Source organism: Clostridium pacaense (assembly GCF_020709765.2).
Taxonomy (GTDB): domain Bacteria; phylum Bacillota; class Clostridia; order Lachnospirales; family Lachnospiraceae; genus Enterocloster; species Enterocloster hominis.
In genome coordinates, this window is record NZ_JAJFEB020000017.1 from 61,605 (window position 1) to 83,114 (window position 21,510).

General features: G+C 52.2%; 16 protein-coding genes. All 16 read left to right on the top strand.

What is annotated here, in order from left to right; translation table 11 throughout:
- Positions 1-171: 171 nt before the first annotated feature.
- Positions 172-1,473 (top strand): putative glycoside hydrolase, encoded by a 1,302-nt coding sequence (locus tag LK536_RS51510; RefSeq protein WP_025487065.1) that lies wholly within the window; start codon positions 172-174, stop codon positions 1,471-1,473.
- A 53-nt stretch (positions 1,474-1,526) separates the two neighbouring features.
- A complete protein-coding gene (locus tag LK536_RS51515; RefSeq protein WP_025487066.1) occupies positions 1,527-1,766 on the top strand; it encodes a DUF1653 domain-containing protein in 240 nt (79 codons plus the stop codon).
- A gap of 5 nt (positions 1,767-1,771) precedes the next feature.
- Positions 1,772-3,712, top strand: a complete 1,941-nt coding sequence (gene uvrC, locus LK536_RS51520; protein ID WP_227796772.1) for an excinuclease ABC subunit UvrC — start codon at positions 1,772-1,774, stop codon at positions 3,710-3,712.
- Between the two features lie 115 nt (positions 3,713-3,827).
- Positions 3,828-4,760: an HPr(Ser) kinase/phosphatase gene (gene hprK, locus LK536_RS51525; RefSeq protein ID WP_008716585.1), complete on the top strand. Its 933-nt coding sequence runs from the start codon at positions 3,828-3,830 to the stop codon at positions 4,758-4,760.
- Between the two features lie 29 nt (positions 4,761-4,789).
- On the top strand, positions 4,790-5,698 hold the full coding sequence (gene murB / locus LK536_RS51530) for a UDP-N-acetylmuramate dehydrogenase (RefSeq protein ID WP_227796771.1): 909 nt from the start codon (positions 4,790-4,792) through the stop codon (positions 5,696-5,698).
- A 46-nt stretch (positions 5,699-5,744) separates the two neighbouring features.
- Positions 5,745-6,614, top strand: coding sequence for an RNase adapter RapZ (gene rapZ, locus LK536_RS51535; RefSeq protein ID WP_008716580.1), 870 nt, complete (start codon positions 5,745-5,747; stop codon positions 6,612-6,614).
- Between the two features lie 7 nt (positions 6,615-6,621).
- Entirely contained in the window at positions 6,622-7,581 is a 960-nt protein-coding gene (gene whiA, locus LK536_RS51540; protein WP_008716578.1) for a DNA-binding protein WhiA, read from the top strand.
- Between the two features lie 111 nt (positions 7,582-7,692).
- Positions 7,693-7,950, top strand: a complete 258-nt coding sequence (locus LK536_RS51545; protein WP_008716573.1) for an HPr family phosphocarrier protein — start codon at positions 7,693-7,695, stop codon at positions 7,948-7,950.
- A 119-nt stretch (positions 7,951-8,069) separates the two neighbouring features.
- Positions 8,070-11,555, top strand: coding sequence for a DNA polymerase III subunit alpha (locus LK536_RS51550; RefSeq protein ID WP_025487068.1), 3,486 nt, complete (start codon positions 8,070-8,072; stop codon positions 11,553-11,555).
- 90 nt (positions 11,556-11,645) lie between these two features.
- Positions 11,646-12,620: a 6-phosphofructokinase gene (gene pfkA, locus LK536_RS51555; RefSeq protein WP_008716569.1), complete on the top strand. Its 975-nt coding sequence runs from the start codon at positions 11,646-11,648 to the stop codon at positions 12,618-12,620.
- A 56-nt stretch (positions 12,621-12,676) separates the two neighbouring features.
- Positions 12,677-13,090 (top strand): DUF6145 family protein, encoded by a 414-nt coding sequence (locus LK536_RS51560; protein ID WP_506092212.1) that lies wholly within the window; start codon positions 12,677-12,679, stop codon positions 13,088-13,090.
- Positions 13,091-14,077 (top strand): tRNA dihydrouridine synthase DusB, encoded by a 987-nt coding sequence (dusB, locus tag LK536_RS51565; RefSeq protein WP_227796770.1) that lies wholly within the window; start codon positions 13,091-13,093, stop codon positions 14,075-14,077.
- A gap of 129 nt (positions 14,078-14,206) precedes the next feature.
- On the top strand, positions 14,207-14,689 hold the full coding sequence (gene greA / locus LK536_RS51570) for a transcription elongation factor GreA (RefSeq protein ID WP_008716565.1): 483 nt from the start codon (positions 14,207-14,209) through the stop codon (positions 14,687-14,689).
- 21 nt (positions 14,690-14,710) lie between these two features.
- Positions 14,711-16,678, top strand: a complete 1,968-nt coding sequence (lysS, locus tag LK536_RS51575; RefSeq protein ID WP_235712243.1) for a lysine--tRNA ligase — start codon at positions 14,711-14,713, stop codon at positions 16,676-16,678.
- A 161-nt stretch (positions 16,679-16,839) separates the two neighbouring features.
- Complete coding sequence (locus LK536_RS51580) at positions 16,840-18,117, top strand: ABC transporter substrate-binding protein (protein ID WP_227796768.1); 1,278 nt, start codon at positions 16,840-16,842, stop codon at positions 18,115-18,117.
- Complete coding sequence (locus tag LK536_RS51585; RefSeq protein ID WP_227796767.1) at positions 18,114-21,464, top strand: response regulator; 3,351 nt, start codon at positions 18,114-18,116, stop codon at positions 21,462-21,464. Before LK536_RS51580 ends, LK536_RS51585 begins: the two co-directional genes overlap by 4 nt.
- Positions 21,465-21,510: the final 46 nt, after the last annotated feature.

Below are 21,510 nucleotides of genomic sequence, written 5' to 3' on the forward strand. Positions count from 1 at the left end.
GTGGGAGAAATTAATGAAATCGTAACAAAAATGTCATATTTTATGTACAAATCCACAGGATTATGCTATTATAGTGGGAACGAATGGAAGAAATTACCGGATTCACCGGACTTACAGGCATTTGCCTTTTGAGGATAGATAGCATAAGAATGAGGAAGACAGAGGTTACGTATGAAAAGGTGGATAGCAGCAGGTATCATTGCATTGATTTTAACCGGATGTACCCGGTATGAGCCGTCTGAGGAGATGACGATGGCAGAGGAAAGCCGGACGGAACCGGAGACAGGGCAGGCTCAGGAGGCGGCGGAGCCTGCAGAGGCCATCACTATTTCCAAGTATCCCCCCAGGGACCGGGTGAAGGTGAAGGGCATCTATGTGTCTGCTTATGTGGCGGGAACCGGTGATATGATGGATAAAATCATTGAGGAGATTGACCGGACGGAACTGAATGCGGTGGTTATCGACGTGAAGGATGACCAGGGCCGTATTACGTTTGATATGGATTCACCTACTGTGAATGAGATTGGGGCCTGCCAGGCATTTATCGGGGATCTGCCGGGGCTGATCCGCAAGCTGGAGGAGCATGGGATTTATCCCATTGCCAGGGTGGTGGCATTCAGGGATCCGTATCTGGCGGAGCAGAAGCCGGAGTGGAGCCTGCATGTGGCGGATGGCAGCATTTACCGGGATAATAAGGGACTGGCCTGGGTAAACCCATATAAGAAGGAAGTATGGGATTATCTGGTAGAGGTGTCTAAGAAGGCCGGGGAGATGGGCTTTAAGGAAATCCAGTTCGATTATATCCGGTTTGCCGTGGATAAGACCATGAAGGACGTGGTGTTTGATGAGGCTGATACCGGGGGGCGTGACAAGACCCAGGCCATTACGGAATTCGTCAGCTATGCATATGATGAACTGGCAGAGGAAGGGCTTTTGGTGTCCGCGGATGTGTTTGGGACCATCATGAGAAGCGAAGAGGATGCGGCGGCCGTGGGCCAGGAATATGGGGATATGGCTGAGCATCTTGACTATATCTGTCCCATGATTTATCCTTCCCATTACGGCCCGGGTAATTTTGGTATTGCAAATCCGGACGCGCAGCCGTATGATACTATCAGGCATGCCTTGAAGGATTCCGCGACATTGCTGAAGGCTTCCAGGAAGGAAGATGCGGGACAGGCGGTCGTGCGTCCGTGGCTGCAGGATTTTACAGCTTCTTATCTCAAGGATTATATTGATTATGGGGATGAGCAGGTGCGCCAGCAGATCCAGGCTGTCTATGATTCGGGATATGATGAGTGGATATTGTGGGATGCAGGGGTATCTTACCATTATGGCGGTCTTCTGACGCCGGAGGAGGCTGCTGCAGAGGAACAGGAGATTGCTGAGTCCAGGGCTGCATTGCCGCCGGAAACAGAGGCTGCGCCGCCATCGGAGACAGAGGCCCCGGCGGGGACTGGGACTGGGCCGTGAATAGGGGCTGTGCCTTGAGCAGGGGCACTGCCGCACAGGAGGCAGGGACAGATATGGACAGAATACCAAAGCCTGGTGAATTTTACAGGCACTTTAAAAATAAGCTGTATCAGATAGTGACAGTGGCCATACATTCTGAGACAGGCGAGAAGATGGTGGTCTACCAGGCGCTTTACGGGGACTATAAGACGTATGTGCGGCCCCTCAGTATGTTTATGGGCGAGGTGGACCATGGGAAGTATCCGGATGTGGAACAGCGCTGGCGGTTTGAACAGATTGACATGGAGGAATGACAGCATTGTTTGATTTAGAGGAAGAACTGAAGAAACTCCCGGCCAGCCCGGGAGTTTATCTTATGCATAACAACAGGGATGAGATCATCTATATCGGCAAGGCCATCAGTTTGAAGAACAGGGTGCGCCAATATTTTCAGAGCAGCCGCAACAAGACGGCCAAGATTGAACAGATGGTTTCCCATATCGCATGGTTTGAGTATATACTTACGGATTCGGAGCTGGAAGCCCTTGTGCTGGAGTGCAACCTGATCAAGGAGCACAGGCCCCGCTATAATACCATGTTAAAGGATGATAAAAGCTATCCTTACATTAAAGCGACCATGGGCGAGGAGTTCCCAAGGCTGCTGTTTGCTCGGGATATGAAAAAGGACGGGAGGAGCAGATACTTCGGGCCTTATACAAGTGCGGGCGCGGTCAAGGACACGCTGGACCTGATCCATAAGCTGTACCGTATCCGGACCTGCAGCAGAAGCCTTCCAAAGGATATCGGCAGGGACAGGCCCTGCCTTAACTATCATATCAAGCAGTGTGACGCCCCCTGCCAAGGATACATCACGGCCCAGGAGTACCAGGCCAATTTCAGCCAGGCCCTGGATTTCCTCAATGGCAGATATGACCCGCTTCTGAAGACACTGCAGGAAAAGATGGAGAATGCTTCGGAAAACCTGGATTTTGAACGGGCCATTGAGTACAGGGAACTGTTAAACAGTGTGAAGCAGGTTGCACAGAAGCAGAAGATTACCAGCAGCAGTATGGAGGACAGGGACATCGTGGCCATGGCAAGGGATGAGAAGGACGCGGTGGTACAGGTGTTCTTTATCCGTGAAGGCAAGCTCATCGGCAGGGACCATTTCCATGTGTCGGCTGCAATGGCGGAGAACGAAGGTGAAATCCTGGACAGCTTCGTGAAGCAGTTTTATGCAGGGACGCCCTTTATCCCCAGGGAACTGTGGCTTCAGCATCCACTGGCGGACGAGGAGGTCATCAGCCAGTGGCTGAGCGCGAAACGGGGCCAGAAGGTGCGCATCGTTGTGCCGAAAAAGGGGGAGAAGGAACGTCTGGTGGAACTGGCTGCCAGGAACGCCGCCCTTGTGCTGTCCCAGGATAAGGAACGGATTAAGAAGGAGGAGCTGCGCACCATCGGGGCCATGAACCAGATTGGGGAGCTGATCGGTATCGGCGGTATCCGGCGGATGGAGGCATTTGATATATCCAATACCAGCGGTATTGAGTCCGTTGGCTCCATGGTGGTGTACGAGGACGGCAAGCCCAAGCGCAGTGATTACAGGAAATTCAAGATAAAAACAGTTCAGGGTCCCAATGACTATGCGTCCATGGAGGAAGTGCTCACAAGACGCTTTTCCCATGGCATGCGCGAGGTAAGGGAGCTGGAGGAAAAGGGCGGGGATTTAAATCTTGGAAGCTTTACACGGTTCCCTGACCTGATCATGATGGACGGCGGAAGGGGACAGGTGAACATAGCCCTGGAGGTCCTTGATAAGCTGGGACTTTCCATTCCCGTGTGCGGCATGGTCAAGGATGACAGCCACAGGACCAGGGGGCTGTATTACAATAATATAGAAGTGCCCATTGACAGGCACAGCGAGGGGTTCCGCCTGATTACAAGGATACAGGACGAGGCGCACCGTTTTGCCATCGAGTACCACAGAAGCCTCAGGGGGAAAGGACAGGTGAAATCCATCCTGGACGATATACCGGGAATCGGACCGGCCAGGAGGAAGGCATTGATGCGCCACTTTAAGGATATCGAATCAGTGCGGGCCGCTTCGGTGGAGGAACTGGAGCAGGCGCCCCAGATGAATAAGCGGGCGGCCCTTGCGGTTTATGGGTTTTTCCATGAAGACAGGCCGGAGGGCGTCCAGGATGGCCCGCAGGTTAAGACGCAGGATGACATGGGCGGCAGCGCACAGGAAAGCCGGTGATTGGGTTCCAGATTCTGGAAGCTGACTTGGGAGAAAACACATGACAAGAAGTTTAAAGTATGATAGTATGATAAGAGTTAAAATAGAAGCATAAGCAGCTTAAGGGGGTATTACCATGCATGGAGTAACCATATCGGAATTAATTGAGAAAATGAAGCTTCGCAACACCACTCCGGATATTGACACGGACAAGATTGTGCTGACACACCCGGACGTGAACCGTCCTGCCCTGCAGCTCACCGGATTTTTCGACCATTTTGACAGGGAACGGGTTCAGATCATCGGATACGTTGAGCAGGCATATATTAATACCATGGACCAGGAGCGCAAGCGCCTGATGTATGATAAACTTACATCCAGCCAGATTCCCTGCCTTGTATTCAGCCGCAGCCAGGAACCGGATGAGGACCTGCTGGAGTTCTGTAATTATTACGGCGTGCCCTGCCTTGTGTCCGATAAGACCACGTCTGCCCTTATGGCGGAAGTAATCCGCTGGCTGAATGTCAAGCTGGCCCCCTGCATAAGCATTCATGGAGTGCTCATCGATGTATTTGGTGAAGGCGTGCTGATCATGGGAGAGAGCGGGATTGGCAAAAGTGAGGCTGCCCTTGAACTGATTAAGAGGGGACACCGTCTTATCACCGATGATGTGGTGGAAATCCGCAAGGTCAGTGATGACACCCTGGTGGGCAGTGCGCCGGATATCACCAAGCACTTTATTGAGCTGCGGGGAATCGGCATCATTGATGTCAAGACCCTGTACGGCGTGGAGAGCGTGAAGGATACCCAGAACATCGACATGGTCATAAAGCTGGAGGACTGGAGCAGGGATAAGGAATACGACAGGCTTGGACTGGAAGACAGCTACACGGAATTCCTGGGCAACCAGGTGGTATGCCATACCATACCCATCCGTCCCGGCCGTAACCTGGCCATCATCGTGGAATCCGCCGCAGTCAATTACCGCCAGAAGAAGATGGGCTATAATGCTGCCCAGGAGCTGTACAACAGAGTGCAGGCCAACCTTGGGAAAGCCAGCGATGATTAAGAAAATGAATATTGAGTGAGGATTGCAAGTTGAATTTGGAACACACATTAAAAGATATCCTTGAATCAGAACTGCCAGGATGCAGGTTCATGGAACCCATGAGCAGACATACGTCCTTTCGGATTGGAGGACCGGCAGAGGTCTTTATAAGTCCTTCCGGCGAGGAGGAACTGGCGGCCGTGCTGCGTGTGTTAAGGACGTACCATGTGCCCTGGAGGATCCTTGGGAATGGCAGCAACCTTCTGGTCAGTGACAGCGGCTGCGAGGGAGCGGTGATTGCCATGGAGGGAATCTGCCATATGGAGGCATGCGGCAGATTCCTTCGCGTGGGAGGCGGCCAGCTGTTAAGCCGGGCGGCCCATCTGGCCCTTAAGCATTCCCTGACAGGCATGGAATTTGCCGCAGGGATCCCGGGCAGCGCAGGCGGCGCACTGGTCATGAACGCAGGCGCCTATGGTTTTGAGATGAAGGATATCCTCAGGGAAGCCAGGGTCATGACCCCGGAAGGTGAAGTCCTTGTGCTGGATGCGGACCGGCTGGATCTGGGGTACCGCACCAGCTGTATCCCATCCAAGGGGTATATCGTACTGGAAGCCGTATTTGGCCTGGAACCCGGCGACAGGGCTGCAATCGAAGCCAGGATGAAGGAGCTGTCAGACCGGCGCCGGGAGAAGCAGCCCCTGGAATATCCCAGCGCAGGCAGCACCTTCAAACGCCCCCAGGGGTATTTTGCTGGCAAGCTGATTGAGGACGCGGGCCTTCGGGGATATCAGGTTGGGGGAGCCCAGGTGTCTGAAAAGCACTGTGGGTTTGTAATCAACAGCGGCAGTGCAACAGCATCCGACGTGATGGCGCTTTGCGGCCATGTCAGGAAAAAGGTCATGGAAACCTCCGGTGTGGAACTGGAGATGGAAGTGAAACGCTGGGGCCGGTTCTGACAGGCCGCAGTACTGGCATATTATCAGACAGGACAGAGGTGGATGGATGAAGCTTGTGATTGTAACCGGAATGTCCGGGGCAGGCAAGACGATAGCGCTCAAGATGCTGGAGGATTTGGGCTTTTACTGTGTGGATAACCTCCCCATTTCACTGGTGGATAAATTCTCACAGCTGGCGGCGGTCGGCGGTGAGATCAAGCAGGCAGCCCTTGGGATTGATATTAGAAGCGGCGAGGAACTGAACCAGCTGGAGGCCATCCTTAAGGGATGGAAGGACACGGGCCTGGATTACCAGGTCCTGTTCCTGGATGCCAATGACGGGACCCTCATCAAGCGGTATAAGGAAACACGGCGCAGCCATCCTCTTGCCGGGGCCGGCCGTCTGGACAAGGGGATTGAGAAGGAGCGCCTGAAGCTGGCATTCCTTAAGAAGGATGCCGATTTCATCATTGATACAAGCCAGCTGCTTACCAGGGAACTGAGACAGGAGCTGGAGAAGATTTTCCTTAAGGACCAGGATTTCAATAACATGTTCATCACCATCCTTTCCTTCGGCTTCAAATATGGGATTCCCGAGGACGCGGACCTGGTCTTTGATGTGCGTTTCCTGCCCAATCCATATTATGTGGAGGACCTGCGCCCGTTGACCGGGGAAGACCAGGTCATCCGGGATTTTGTGATGCAGGGCGGGACCGGACAGGCATTCCTGGATAAACTGTATGACCTGATTGATTTCCTTCTCCCCAATTACATCCGTGAGGGCAAGAACCAGCTGGTTGTTGCGGTGGGGTGCACCGGGGGAAAGCACCGTTCGGTTGCCATGGCCAATGCGCTTTACGGGCACCTGTCCGGCCACAAGACCTACGGCATTAAGATTGAACACAGGGATATTGACAAAGATAATAAAAGGAAGTAGCATAAAAATGTCATTTTCTTCCAGAGTAAAAGATGAACTTTCCAGGCAGGCAAGCGCTGCAAGACATTGCCGGATAGCGGAGATGTCTGCCATATTAAGCCTTTGCGGCCGGGTGAAAATATCGGCGTCCGACCATTTTTCCATTGAAATGCATACAGAAAATGTGGCAGTTGCAAGAAAGTACTTTACATTATTGAAAAAAACATTTAATATAAGTACTGATGTTTCAATTCGCAGAGGCGGGAATGTTTCGCGGAACCGGACATATATTGTAGCAGTCAGGGAACATGATGATGCACTTAAGGTACTTCAGGCGGCCAAGCTCATTGACGCCCAGGGTGAGATCCGGGAGGATCTGTCGCTGGTACGCAATGTGGTGGTTCAGAATGCCTGTTGCAGAAGGGCTTTTATCAGAGGGGCGTTTCTCGCTGCGGGTTCAATCAGTGACCCGGAGAAATTCTACCATTTTGAGATTGTCTGCCCTTCCATGGCAAAGGCTGAGCAGCTTAAAGGCATCATAGCCGCGTTTGATATGGAACCCAAGATAGTATTGAGGAAAAAGTACTATGTGGTCTATATCAAAGAAGGGGACCAGATTGTGGACATCCTTAACGTGATGGAGGCGCCCGTGGCCCTTATGGAGCTGGAGAACATCCGGATACTCAGAGGGATGCGGGGCAATGTGAACCGTCAGGTGAACTGTGAAACAGCCAATATCAACAAGACCGTGTCTGCGGCGGTAAAACAGATGGAGGATATCCGTTTTATCCAGGAGACCATAGGACTTGACGGGCTTCCGGAAAGTCTTCAGGACATGGCCCGCATACGGCTGGAACGGCCTGAAGCAACCTTAAAGGAGCTTGGAGAGGCCTTAGAACCGCCAGTGGGCAAATCAGGTGTAAACCACCGTCTGAGGAAACTGGGCCAGATGGCGGATGACCTGCGGCAGCAGTTGCCGGACAGTTAGTATTGTTTCATTAAGTACAATTCAGTATGGGCACCGGAATGGAAGCCGTGACAGGGCTGCTTGGGCAGCGGACATGGCTGCGTACCATTCAAAGGAATGAGGAGGATAATTATGGTAAAGAAATTGATCACAGTTGAATTGTCATCAGGGCTGGAAGCCAGGCCGGCAGCTATGCTTGTACAGGTGGCAAGCCAGTACGAAAGCAAGATTTATCTGGAAGCTGAGGCGAAGCGCGTGAATGCCAAGAGCATCATGGGAATGATGACCCTGTGCCTCACTGCCGGTGAAGCCATTACAGTGGTGGCTGAAGGTGATGATGAGGAACAGGCAGTTTCTGAGATTGAGAAGTATCTGAAGAACCAGGAATAACAACCGCCTTATACAGAGTATGATCATAGATTTAAGAACCGGGAGCTCTTTAACCTGGTTCTTTTCTTTTGACCGGATCTATGCTAAACTATAACTCATATGGAAGGAGAAGAGAACCAATGGCATTTACCCACTTACATGTCCATACAGAATACAGTCTGTTAGACGGCTCCTGCAAGATTAAAGAGCTGACAGCCAGGGCCAAAGAGCTTGGGATGGACAGCATGGCTGTTACGGACCACGGTGTGATGTATGGTGTGATTGATTTTTATAAAGCTGCAAAGGAAGCAGGCATTAAGCCCATCCTTGGCTGCGAGGTCTATGTGGCGCCCAACTCCCGCTTTGACAGGGAGACGGTCAGCGGCGAGGACAGGTACTACCATCTGGTGCTTCTGGCAGAGAACAACCAGGGGTATGAGAATCTGATGAAGATTGTGTCCAAGGGATTTGTGGACGGCTTTTATTATAAACCCAGGGTGGATTATGAGGTGCTTGCAAAGTACCACCAGGGGGTGATTGCCCTGAGCGCCTGCCTGGCCGGCGAGGTACAGAGGTATCTTACCAGGGGCATGTATGAGGAGGCTGTGCGGGCAGCCGGACGTTATGTGGACATATTTGGAAAGGACAACTTTTTCCTGGAGCTGCAGGACCATGGGCTGCCTGACCAGAAGCTGGTCAACCAGGGCCTGATGCGCATGAGCAGGGAGACCGGGCTTGAACTGGTGGCAACCAATGATATCCACTATACATTCGCGGAGGATGAGAAGGCCCATGATATCCTGCTGTGTATCCAGACCGGCAAGAAGGTGGAGGATGAGGACCGCATGCGCTATGAGGGCGGGCAGTATTACTGCAAGTCTGAGGAGGAGATGAAGGCCCTGTTCCCCTATGCGCCCCAGGCCCTGGAGAACACCCACAAGATAGCCGGACGCTGCAATGTGGAGATTGAATTCGGCGTTACCAAGCTTCCCAGATACGAAGTGCCGGAAGGCTTTGATTCCTGGAGCTATCTGAACCATCTCTGCCGGGAGGGGTTTAAGACAAGATACCCGGAGGATGACGGCACCTTAAGCAGCCGCCTGGATTATGAACTGGATACCATCCGTACCATGGGATATGTGGACTATTTCCTGATTGTCTGGGACTTCATCAATTATGCCCGTTCCCAGGGCATCATGGTGGGACCGGGGCGCGGCTCCGCGGCCGGAAGCGTGGTATCCTATACCCTGGGAATCACCAATATCGACCCGGTCCGCTATAACCTCTTGTTTGAGCGTTTCTTAAACCCGGAGCGGGTGTCCATGCCTGATATTGATATCGATTTCTGTTATGAGCGGCGCCAGGAGGTCATAGACTATGTGGTACGCAAGTACGGCAAGGACCAGGTGGTCCAGATCGTAACCTTCGGTACCCTGGCAGCCAAGGGCGTGGTCAGGGATGTGGGAAGGGTGCTGGGCCTGCCCTATTCCATGTGCGACACCATTGCCAAGATGATACCCAATGACCTGGGAATGACCCTTGATAAGGCATTGGTGATGAATCCGGATTTAAAAAAGGCGTATAATGAAGACCAGCAGGTGCGTAACCTGATTGACATGTCAAAGCGTCTGGAAGGCCTGCCAAGGCATACGTCCATGCATGCCGCGGGCGTGGTGATCGGCAGCCGGTCCATCGATGAATTCGTACCACTTTCCAGGGCAAGCGACGGTACCATCACCACCCAGTTCACCATGACCACCATAGAGGAACTGGGACTCCTGAAAATGGATTTCCTGGGCCTTCGTACCCTTACCGTCATCCAGAACGCGGTGCGGCTTGCTGAGAAGGATTATGGGATAAGCATTGACATAGACCATATTGATTTTGACGATAAGCAGGTGCTGGAGTCCATTGGGACCGGAAGGACGGAAGGCGTGTTCCAGCTGGAAAGCGCGGGGATGAAAAGCTTCATGAAGGAGCTGAAGGCAGAGAACCTGGAGGATATCATCGCAGGTATCTCCCTGTACCGCCCGGGTCCCATGGATTTCATACCAAGGTACCTGAAAGGCAAGAATGACAAGGAATCCATTACCTACGAGTGCCCCCAGCTGGAACACATACTGAGCCCCACCTATGGCTGTATCGTATACCAGGAGCAGGTCATGCAGATCGTGCGGGACCTGGCCGGATACACCATGGGCCGCAGCGACCTGGTGCGCAGGGCCATGAGTAAGAAGAAGACCTCTGTCATGGAAAAGGAACGCCATAATTTCGTGTACGGCAATGAGGAAGAGGGCGTTAAGGGCTGCGTGAAGAACGGGATTGATGAGAAGACGGCCAACCACATCTACGATGAGATGATTGACTTTGCAAAGTATGCGTTCAACAAGTCCCATGCAGCTGCGTACGCCGTGGTATCCTATCAGACCGCCTACCTTAAATATTACTATCCCCGTGAGTTCATGGCTGCCCTTATGACGTCGGTCATGGATAATGTGGGCAAGTTTTCTGAATATATCCTTACCTGCCGCCGGATGATGGGGATTCCTGTGCTGCCCCCGGATATCAATGAGGGGGAGAGCGGTTTTTCCGTGTCAGGGGAGGCCATCCGCTACGGGCTTTCCGCCATCAAGAGCGTGGGCAAGCCGGTTGTGGATGTGATACTGGCAGAGCGCGGGAAGGGCGGGCCGTTCCGTTCCATGGAGGACTTTGTGGGCCGCATGTCCATGAAGGAGGTCAACAAGAGGACGCTGGAAAACTTTATCAAATCCGGCGCCCTGGACACGCTGCCCGGAACCAGGCGGCAGAAGATGGCGGTGGCTCCCACCATGCTGGAGGAGAAGGCCAGGGAGCGCAAATCCATGTTTGAAGGCCAGCTGAGCCTGTTTGACATTGCCGGCGAGGAGGCCAGGAACGAGTTTCAGATTACGTTTCCAGATGTGGGGGAATACTCCAAAGAAGAACTGCTTGCTTTTGAAAAAGAAATCCTGGGCGTATACATCAGCGGCCATCCCCTGGATGACTATGAGGAGGCCTGGCGCAGGAACATAACCGCAACATCTGCTGATTTCATGGTGGATGAGGAAACGGAAAAAGCAGGTGTCCAGGACGGGAGCAGGGTCGTCATCGGGGGCATGGTTGCCGGAAAGACGGTGAAGACCACCAGGACCAACCAGCTGATGGCGTTCATTACCCTGGAAGACCTGATGGGTTCGGTGGAAGTGATTGTGTTCCCCAAGGACTATGAAGGCAACCGTGAACTGTTTACCGAGGATGCCAAGCTCTTTATCCGCGGCCGGGTTTCCATAGGTGATGACCCAGTGGGGAAGCTGGTGTGCGAACAGGTGGTGCCTTTTGAGGACACACCCAAGGAGCTGTGGGTCCAGTTTGCGGATAAGGAGGCCTACCAGGAAAGGGAACAGAAGCTGCTTTCCCTGCTGAAGTCCAGCGAAGGGAAGGACCGGGTGGTCATCTATCTCCAGAAGGAGCGGGCCAAAAAGATGCTCCCCCCCTCCTGGAATGTACATGTCACGGACCAGCTTTTACAAGGGCTGCAGCATGAACTTGGTGAAAAAAATGTCAAAGTGGTAGAAAAAGGTCTTGAAAAGCTGGGAAAAATGCATTAGAATAGCGTTGGGCATAAAATGAGAGAATGAATAAGAGTGACATTGCGCAGGCGGCGGACGCAGGCGCTTAATACAAGGAGGTAAATTGCTATGGCAAAGGCAGTGAAGACCATTGGAGTACTTACAAGCGGCGGCGATGCGCCGGGAATGAACGCGGCAATCCGCGCAGTGGTTCGTGCAGCAATTAACAAGGGACTTAAGGTGAAGGGAATCATGCGTGGCTACGCAGGACTTCTGGAAGAAGAGATTGTGGATATGGAGTCCACCAGCGTATCGGACACCATCAACAAGGGCGGTACCATACTTTACACAGCCAGATGCAAGGAGTTTACCACACCGGAAGGCCAGCAGCAGGGCGCTGAAATCTGCCGCAAGCATGGAATCGACGGAATGGTGGTCATTGGCGGCGACGGTTCCTTCCGGGGCGCGGGAAAGCTTTCCGCCCTTGGAATCAATACAATCGGACTTCCGGGAACCATTGACCTGGATATTGCATGTACGGATTATACCATCGGTTTTGACACAGCTGTCAACACGGCCATGGAAGCCATTGACAAGATCCGTGACACCTCCACCTCCCATGAGCGCTGCAGCATCGTGGAGGTAATGGGAAGGAACGCGGGCTATCTTGCGCTGTGGTGCGGCATTGCCAACGGGGCAGAGGATATCCTTCTCCCGGAGCGGTATGACGGGGATGAGCAGGCGCTGATCAACCGGATCATCGATAACCGCAGACGGGGCAAGAAGCACAATATCATCATTAACGCCGAGGGAATCGGACATTCCGGCTCCATGGCAAAGCGTATTGAGGCAGCCACCGGAATCGAGACAAGGGCAACCATCCTGGGACACATGCAGAGGGGCGGCACGCCGACCTGTAAGGACAGGGTTTACGCTTCCATCATGGGTGCCAAGGCGGCAGAACTTCTGGCTGAAGGCAAGAGCAACCGTCTGGTGGCCTATAAGCACGGCGAATTCGTGGATTATGATATCCAGGAAGCCCTGAACATGAAAAAGGATATTCCGGAAGAGCAGTATGAGGTTGCAAAGCTGCTCATAAGGTAAGGGGCGCTGCGGCAGTGTATCAATAATGTAAGGCCCTGGCCGCATCCGAATATAGAATGAATGGAAAGTCCGCGCCTGCGGTAGGTTATCTCCTCCGGGGCAGCGGACTTTTGTGGAGAGATGAGATGATGGATACAAAGGTGCTCTGCGGAGCCAATTCCTATGAACAGAAGTATTATTTTAACCAGGAGTTCAGTTCACTGCCCCAGTCCATTAAGGATGAGCTGCACATCATGTGCGTTCTTTATACTGAGGATGTGGGGGGGATCCTGACCCTGGAGTTTGATGACAGCGGAGCCCTGGAATTCAAGGTCACGGCTCCTGAGGAGGATTACCTGTTTGATGAGATTGGCAGTGTCCTTAAGATTAAGCAGTACCAGGAAGAAAAGAGGGAGATGCTTGAATCCCTGGAACTGTACTACAGGACATTTTTCCTGGGGGAAGACCTGGACCTGGACGGTGAAGAATAGATGGAACTGCGGATAGGAAACACCATTCTTGACAATAATGTGATACTGGCACCCATGGCAGGAGTGACGGACCTGCCATTTCGTCTGCTCTGCCGCGAACAGGGGGCCGGATGTGTGGTGACGGAGATGGTCAGTGCAAAGGCCATCCTGTACAATAACAGGAACACAAAGGAGCTGATGCAGATACACCCGCAGGAGCGCCCAGCAGCCATCCAGCTCTTTGGCTCGGACCCGGATATCATGGCTCAGATTGCTGCCAGGATTGAGGACGGTCCATATGATTTCATTGATGTGAACATGGGGTGTCCAGTGCCTAAGATCGTGAATAACGGAGAAGGCTCCGCCCTTATGAAAAATCCTGAACTGGCTGGAAAAATCCTTTCAGCCATGGTGAAGGCGGTGAAGAAGCCGGTTACGGTCAAGTTCCGCAAGGGATTCAATGACACCTGCGTCAATGCGGTGGAGTTTGCAAAAATGGCTGAGGCCAGCGGCGTGGCGGCAGTGGCTGTCCATGGCAGGACAAGGGAACAGTACTATTCAGGAAAGGCTGACTGGGATATCATCCGGCAGGTGAAGGAGGCGGTGAGGATTCCTGTGATTGGGAACGGGGACATTTTCACGCCCCAGGATGCCGGGCGGATGATGGAGGAGACCGGCTGCGATGGAATCATGGTGGCCAGGGGCGCCAAGGGGAATCCGTGGATCTTCAGGCGGATCAGCCATTACCTGGACACAGGGGAAATCCTTCCCGGTCCTTCTATAGAAGAGATACAGGCAATGATCCTCCGCCATGGGCATATGCTGGCGGAGTACAAGGGCGAACAGACCGCCATGCGTGAGATGCGGGGGCATGTGGCCTGGTACACCAAGGGAATGCCCCATTCAGCTGCCCTCAGGAACGAAATCAACCAGGTGGAAACCCTGAAAGGACTGGCAGGACTTCTGAATCGGACCGCACCGTCAATCCCGCCGTCAGATCCACGGTGAAAAGATGGAAACCATTCTTGACAATAGCCATATTTTCTTATATAATACACTGAATGTGTAGGTAGTAAGACAGATACTTAAGTGAAAACAAACATAAATCAAAGAATCAAAAGGAAGGAAGCAGGTAAAATGGCGGATAAGAAACACATATTGACATATGCCGGACTCAAACAGTATGAGGATGAACTGCAGAATCTGAAGGTTGTCAAAAGAAAAGAAGTAGCACAGAAAATCAAGGAAGCCAGGGAGCAGGGGGACCTGTCCGAGAACGCGGAGTATGACGCTGCCAAGGATGAGCAGAGGGACATCGAGCTGCGCATCGAGGAGCTGGAAAAGCTGCTTAAGAACGCAGAGGTTGTTGTGGAGGATGAGATTGACCTTGACAAGATTAACATTGGATGTAAGGTCAAGCTTCTGGATGTTGAATATGATGAAGAGATGGAATTCTATATCGTAGGTTCCACCGAGGCCAACAGCCTGCAGAATAAGATAAGCAATGAGTCGCCGGTAGGCCGCGCCCTGATCGGCAAGGTTGTGGGTGACTGTGTTGAAGTGGAGACACAGGCCGGGGATATCCAGTACAAGGTGCTGGAAATCCAGAGGGTTTCATAAGGAAACCGATTGATAGAATAGATGAACGCAGGAGGAGTGCGAAACGTGGGAGATCAGCAGAAGGTTAACCAGGCAGAACAGGATTTGAATCATGTGCTGAAGGCCAGGCGGGATAAGCTGGCAGAACTTCAGGCAGCTGGAAAGGACCCTTTCCAGATTACAAAATATGATGTGACTGCCCACAGCATGGATGTGAAAGACAATTACGGGCAGTGGGAAGGGAAGGAAGCAGCCATCGCAGGCCGTATGATGTTCAAGCGCGTCATGGGTAAGGCTTCTTTCTGCAATATCCAGGATTTAAAAGGCAATATCCAAGTCTATGTTGCCCGCGACAGCGTAGGGGAAGAGCCGTATAAGGATTTTAAGAAAATGGACATCGGCGATGTGGTTGGCATCAGGGGAACTGTGTTCACCACCAAGACAGGCGAGATTTCCATCCATGCCACAGAGGTGACCCTTCTCTCCAAGAGCCTTCAGGTGCTTCCTGAGAAGTTCCATGGACTGACAGACACGGATATGCGTTACCGCCAGCGTTACGTGGATTTGATCATGAACGCGGAGGTGAAGGATACCTTCATCAAGCGTTCCAGGATCCTTGCCGCCATCCGTAAGTATCTGGGCGGGGAAGGTTTCATGGAAGTGGAGACCCCCATGCTGGTTGCCAATGCGGGCGGAGCTGCAGCAAGACCTTTTGAAACCCACTTCAATGCACTGGATGAGGATTTAAAGCTTCGTATTTCACTGGAGCTTTACTTAAAGAGGCTGATTGTAGGCGGCCTTGAAAGGGTTTATGAGATTGGACGCGTGTTCCGCAACGAGGGACTGGACACCAGGCATAACCCGGAGTTCACCCTGATGGAACTGTACCAGGCATATACGGATTACCATGGCATGATGGACCTGACAGAGAACCTGTACCGTTTTGTGGCACAGGAGGTGTTGGGGACCACCACCATTACCTATAACGGGATCCAGATGGATTTAGGCAGGCCATTTGAACGTATTACCATGGTGGATGCGGTGAAGAAGTATTCCGGCGTGGACTTCTCACAGATCCACACCCTGGAAGAAGCCAGGGCAGCTGCCAGGGAAAAGCATGTGGAGTTTGAGGGGCGCCATAAGAAGGGCGACATCCTGAACCTTTTCTTTGAGGAGTTTGTGGAAGAGCATCTGGTCCAGCCGACCTTTGTCATGGACCATCCCATTGAAATCTCACCGCTGACCAAGAAGAAACCGGAGGATCCGGAGTATGTGGAGCGTTTCGAGTTCTTCATGAACGGCTGGGAGATGGCCAATGCCTATTCTGAACTCAATGACCCAATTGACCAGAGGGAGCGTTTCAAGGCCCAGGAGGAACTGCTGGCCCAGGGGGATGAGGAAGCAAACCACACGGATGAGGACTTCATCAATGCCCTGGAAGTGGGTATGCCTCCCACAGGCGGCATTGGGTTTGGAATCGACCGTATGTGCATGCTGCTGACGGATTCAGCGGCAATCAGGGATGTGCTGCTGTTCCCGACCATGAAGACGCTGGGCGGTTCTGACGCGCCTAAGAAGGCTGAAAAGCCAGTAGGGAAATCCGTGGATGCTGAAGAAAAAGCAGAAGTGGAAATTGATTTTTCTAACGTGAAGATTGAGCCATTGTTTGAAGAAATGGTTGATTTTGAAACATTTGCAAAATCTGATTACCGTGCTGTGAAAATCAAAGACTGTGTCGCAGTACCGAAAAGTAAGAAACTTCTACAGTTTACCTTAGATGACGGTTCAGGCACGGACCGCACGATCTTAAGCGGGATCCATGAGTATTATGAGCCGGAAGAGCTGATTGGGAAGACGGCCATTGCCATTGTAAACCTGCCTCCGCGCAAGATGATGGGCATTGATTCCTGCGGTATGCTGATATCTGCGGTACATGAGGAGGACGGGGCAGAAGGGCTCCATCTTCTGGTGGTGGACGACCATATCCCGGCTGGTGCAAAGCTGTACTAAGAGGTTGTTTGATGATTCATTCCTGAACAGGGAATTTATTTCTGATTAGCAGTAAGAGGACATTTCTAAGAGGGATTTTAGAAATGTCCTTTTTGCTTTGACCGTAACGTGGTATAATATATATGTTTGTCTTAAGAGAAGTAGATTAAAGGGGAATATCAATGAAAAAGGGCATAAAATCAGGACTTTTCATAACGGTAGCCTTATCTGCGGCCCTGATATCGGGCTGCGGCTCCGGAAACCGGGTGGTGAATTACGGCAAGGCCCAGGAAGAGCCTGTGATGATTACTTTTTTTGGAAATAAATATGAGACGGAAAACGTGATTGTGATTGAGGAAATCATTACCGGTTTCATGAAGGAAAACCCGGACGTACGGGTATCCTATGAGAGCCTGAAGGGAACGGAATATTATGACGCCCTCTGCAGGCGCATGGCGGCTGGTAAAGGGGATGATATCTTCATGGTGAACCATGACACGGTGCTGGAGCTGCGGGATAAGGGACAGCTGGCGGACCTTTCCGGTGTCAGTACGCTTTCTAATTATACGGATATCATGCTCAGCCAGATGGGGGATGACGGGAAGATATACTGGCTGCCTACAACCGTGTCCGTGTTTGGCCTTTACTGCAATATGGACCTGTTAAAGGAGCATAAGCAGAAGATACCGGAAAACCTTGGGGAGTGGGAGGATACATGTGGATATTTTCTTTCACAGGGCATGACGCCGGTCATTGCCAATAATGACATTTCCTTAAAAACACTGGCAATCGGCAGGGGATTTTATGACGTATACCAGGAAAAACGTCAGATGGAGGTGTTTGAACGCCTGAACAGAGGACAGGAACATATCAGCAGGTATCTGGGGCCTGGCTTTTCCCTGGCAGAGGAACTGATAACCAGAGGTTATGTGGATGCAGGGAAATCCCTTACAACAATGAAAACCTCAGATGACCTGGAGGAATTTGTCAGGGGTGAGTCCCCCTTCATGCTGACCGGCGCATGGGCGGCCGGCCGGGTAAAAGGCATGGAACCGGATTTTAAGTTCCAGGTGGTCCCTTACCCGGTCCTGGATGAGGGGAATCTTGTGGTCATTAATGCGGATACGCGTCTGAGCATCAATGCTGACAGTGAATATCCCGAGGCGGCGGCGCGGTTTGTGGAATACTTTACCAGGCCGGAGAATATTCAGAAATTCGCGGACCAGCAGTCTTCCTTAAGCCCGCTGAAAAACGGGGCGCCTTCATCTGTCAAGGAAATTGAACCTTTGATATCCTGCTACCAGGAAGGCAGGACCGTGATCGGTACGGACGGATTTCTCGAACTTCCAATATGGAACCTGACGGCGGAGGTTTCCCGGAAGCTTCTTTCAGGGGAGCCGCTTGAAGCTGTCATGGACTGGATGGACAAACAGGGCATTACAGAAGGAGGGACACCATGACGGACCGCAATGGTGTAAACATTAAATCAAAAATCATCCTGGCAGCGGTCCTGATTGGCGCGGCCCTTAGTTTCCTTACCTTCCTTTTCGTGCAGGATGTGAGCACGCAGCTTTGGGAACAGTCCATCCATACAATCATGGAAAGCACGAAGCAGGGCTGTACCACACTGCGCATACAGCTTCAGGAAGCGTATGAGGATATGGAGGACGCGGCAGTGGAGCTGGGCGGATATTCTTTGCTGCAGAAGCAGGAGATTGGGGAAATACTGGAGCACTCCGCCCGCTCGCGCCATGGGGTAAGCCTCTACCTTCCCGACGGCACCTGCCTGCCCGGACATGGGGGATGGGATGAAGAGGCTGGGAAACAGATATTCGGACAGCAGGGGGAAAGCGGCATCATCAACCCGCATATAAGCAGCGTGACAGGGGTGAATGTGTTCAACCTCTACAATCAGGTTGTCCTGGCTGACGGCACAAAGGCTTATCTGGTTAAGGAGTATGAAGTGGACACCATTGTGGACAGCTTCAGTCTTTCCTTTTATGATAATGCAGGCTTTTCTTATGTTGTGAACACAAAGGGGGATATACTGATCCGTTCCCCCCATCCGGGCAGCAATAAAACCGTGAGGAACCTTTTTGATATGCTGGATGTGCCGCAGAATGCGCCAGAACAGCTGGAAGAGTTCAGCCAGGCCCTGGAAAACGCGGGAAATGGCTGGGCGGTGTTCACATACCAGGGGGAGAAGACCGTATTCTGCTTCATACCGCTAAAGCTGCAGTCTGACTGGTATCTGGTATCAATCATCCCGCAGCATACCGTGAATGAGCAGACCAATGAAATCCTCATGCGGGCCCTGTCCCTGATGGCCAGCATCATATTGGGGATATCTGTCCTGGCCGCCTTTTATATCCGCTATGTGAGAAGGACCAATAAGCGGCTCATGGACCAGGCCGCCTACATCGGACATCTGTATAACGCTGTGCCGGAAGGCATTGCCCTGATAACTGTGGAAGAACCCAACCGGTTCATCCAGCTTAACAGGGAAGGGATGGAACTGCTTGGATATCCGGAAGGCACCTCCAATGAGGCCATATCCGGAAGGAGCATCAGGGAAGTCATACTCCCGGATGACCATGAGGATATGGACCGGCTCCTTGACTATGCATCAAGGGAAGGAGGCAAGGCCGGATTTGAAAAGCGCATGCTGAAAAACAGCGGGGAAGTTTTCTGGGGAGCAGGTATTCTGGAGAAGACGATGGATGAAAATGGAACCCCTGTGCTGATTGCAACCTTTCATGACATAACAGCTGAGAAACTGGAAGAGGAAGCAGCGGAACGCGACAAGCTCCAGGAACGCATCACATTGGTGGGGGCCATCTCCAATGCCTATCCGGTAATCATACGCCTGAACCTGACCAGGGATACCCTGAATTTCATCTATGTCAGACAGGGTCTCATGACGGACCTGGGAAGCCAGCAAACATACAGCCGGCTTTATGAGGATTTTTCATCCGGCGTGCACCCGGATAACCGGAAGGAATACGCAAGCCGTTTTTCACTGGAATCCCTGCGTGAAAGCCTGGTACATAATAAGAATGAGGTATTCCTGGAATCAAAGCATCTGCTGGCGGACGGGGAGTATCACTGGATATCCACCCAGATCATCTATGTGGATAATCCTTATTCAGATGATATGCTGGCCATCCTTATTTCACGCCGTATTGACGAACAGCGCCATGAAGAGGAACAGCAGCGCCTGGCCCTTGAGAGCGCCCTGGACAGCGCCAAGGCGGCAAGCAATGCAAAGAGCCGCTTCCTTTCCAACATGAGCCATGATATACGTACCCCTATGAATGCCATCATAGGGATGACGGCAATAGCAGCCGCACACATTGACGACCGGGACAGGGTTCTGGAATGCCTGAAAAAGATTAATCTTTCAGGAAAACATCTCTTAAGCCTGATTAACGATGTCCTGGATATGTCAAAGATAGAGAACGGAAAACTCTCAATGAGGGACGAACCTTTTAATTTCCCTGAACTGGTTGCTGATGCGGCCGAGCTTATACGTTCGCAGGCAAACGCAGGCCGGCTTGCCATGGATGTCTGTCTTTCACCCATGAAGCATGAAAATGTTGTTGGGGACCCCCTCCGGATGCGCCAGGTATGTATCAATATCCTGAGCAATGCGGTAAAATATACCCCGCCAGGAGGATTTGTCAGGATTGAGGCATGGCAGGAGGAAAGCCCGGTCCTGGGTTATGCAAACTATGTGTTCCGCTGCACGGACACAGGGGTGGGAATGGAACCGTCATTCCTGGAACATATCTTCCAGCCCTTTGAGCGCGCCCGGGACCATGCCGGCATGAGGGTTGCCGGTACCGGTCTTGGAATGGCCATAACAAAAAACATCATAGACCTGATGAATGGGGATATACATGTGGAAAGCAGTCCCGGCAAGGGTTCCGTCTTCACCATATCCATTCCGCTTAAGCTGCAGGATGCGCCTAAGGAGCAGGTGCCGGAGGCATGGCTTGGGATAAACAGCCTGATTGTGGATGACGACAGGCAGACATGCCTCAATGCAGTGGAACTGCTTCGGGATATGGGACTCAGGGCCTGCTTTGTCACGGACGGCGAAACAGGTGTAAGGTATGTGGCGGATGCAAAGGACACAAAAGACCCATATGAACTCATAATCATTGATTGGAAGATGCCTGGCATGGACGGGGTTGAAACAGCGCGCCGTATCAGGGAAAACGTGGGGGAGGCGGTGCCGGTCATCATCCTGACCGCTTATGACTGGTCGGAGATAGAGTGTGAGGCCAGGGAGGCAGGGGTTACTGCCTTTATCTCCAAACCCTTCTACCGCTCTAAAATGTGTTACCTGCTCAGGGGATTGGACGGAAGCGCGGGAGAGGATAAAAGGACGGAAAAGAGGCTGGATTATAAAGGGAAACGGATCCTGCTGGTAGAAGACAATGAAATCAACCGGGAGATTGCCGGGACCCTGATCCGGGAGATGGGAATCATGGTTGAGGAGGCCGTGGATGGCGGAGAGGCCGTGGATAAGGTGATGAGGTCGGAGGAAGGATATTATGATTTGATATTCATGGATATCCAGATGCCGGTCATGGATGGATATCAGGCTGCCAGGGCAATCCGGGGCCTGGAACGGAGGGATGTATGCCGTATGCCGATCATTGCAATGACTGCCAACGCCTTTGAGGAGGATGTGAGGGCGGCCATAAGGGCCGGCATGAATGCACATTTTTCAAAACCCATTGACCTGGATGCATTGGAATCGCTGCTTTCCAGATACCTGAATGGTGAAAGCGGAAAATAGGACGGGCGCCGGAATGAATTCCCGGCACCTGTTCTTTTTAGGGAAA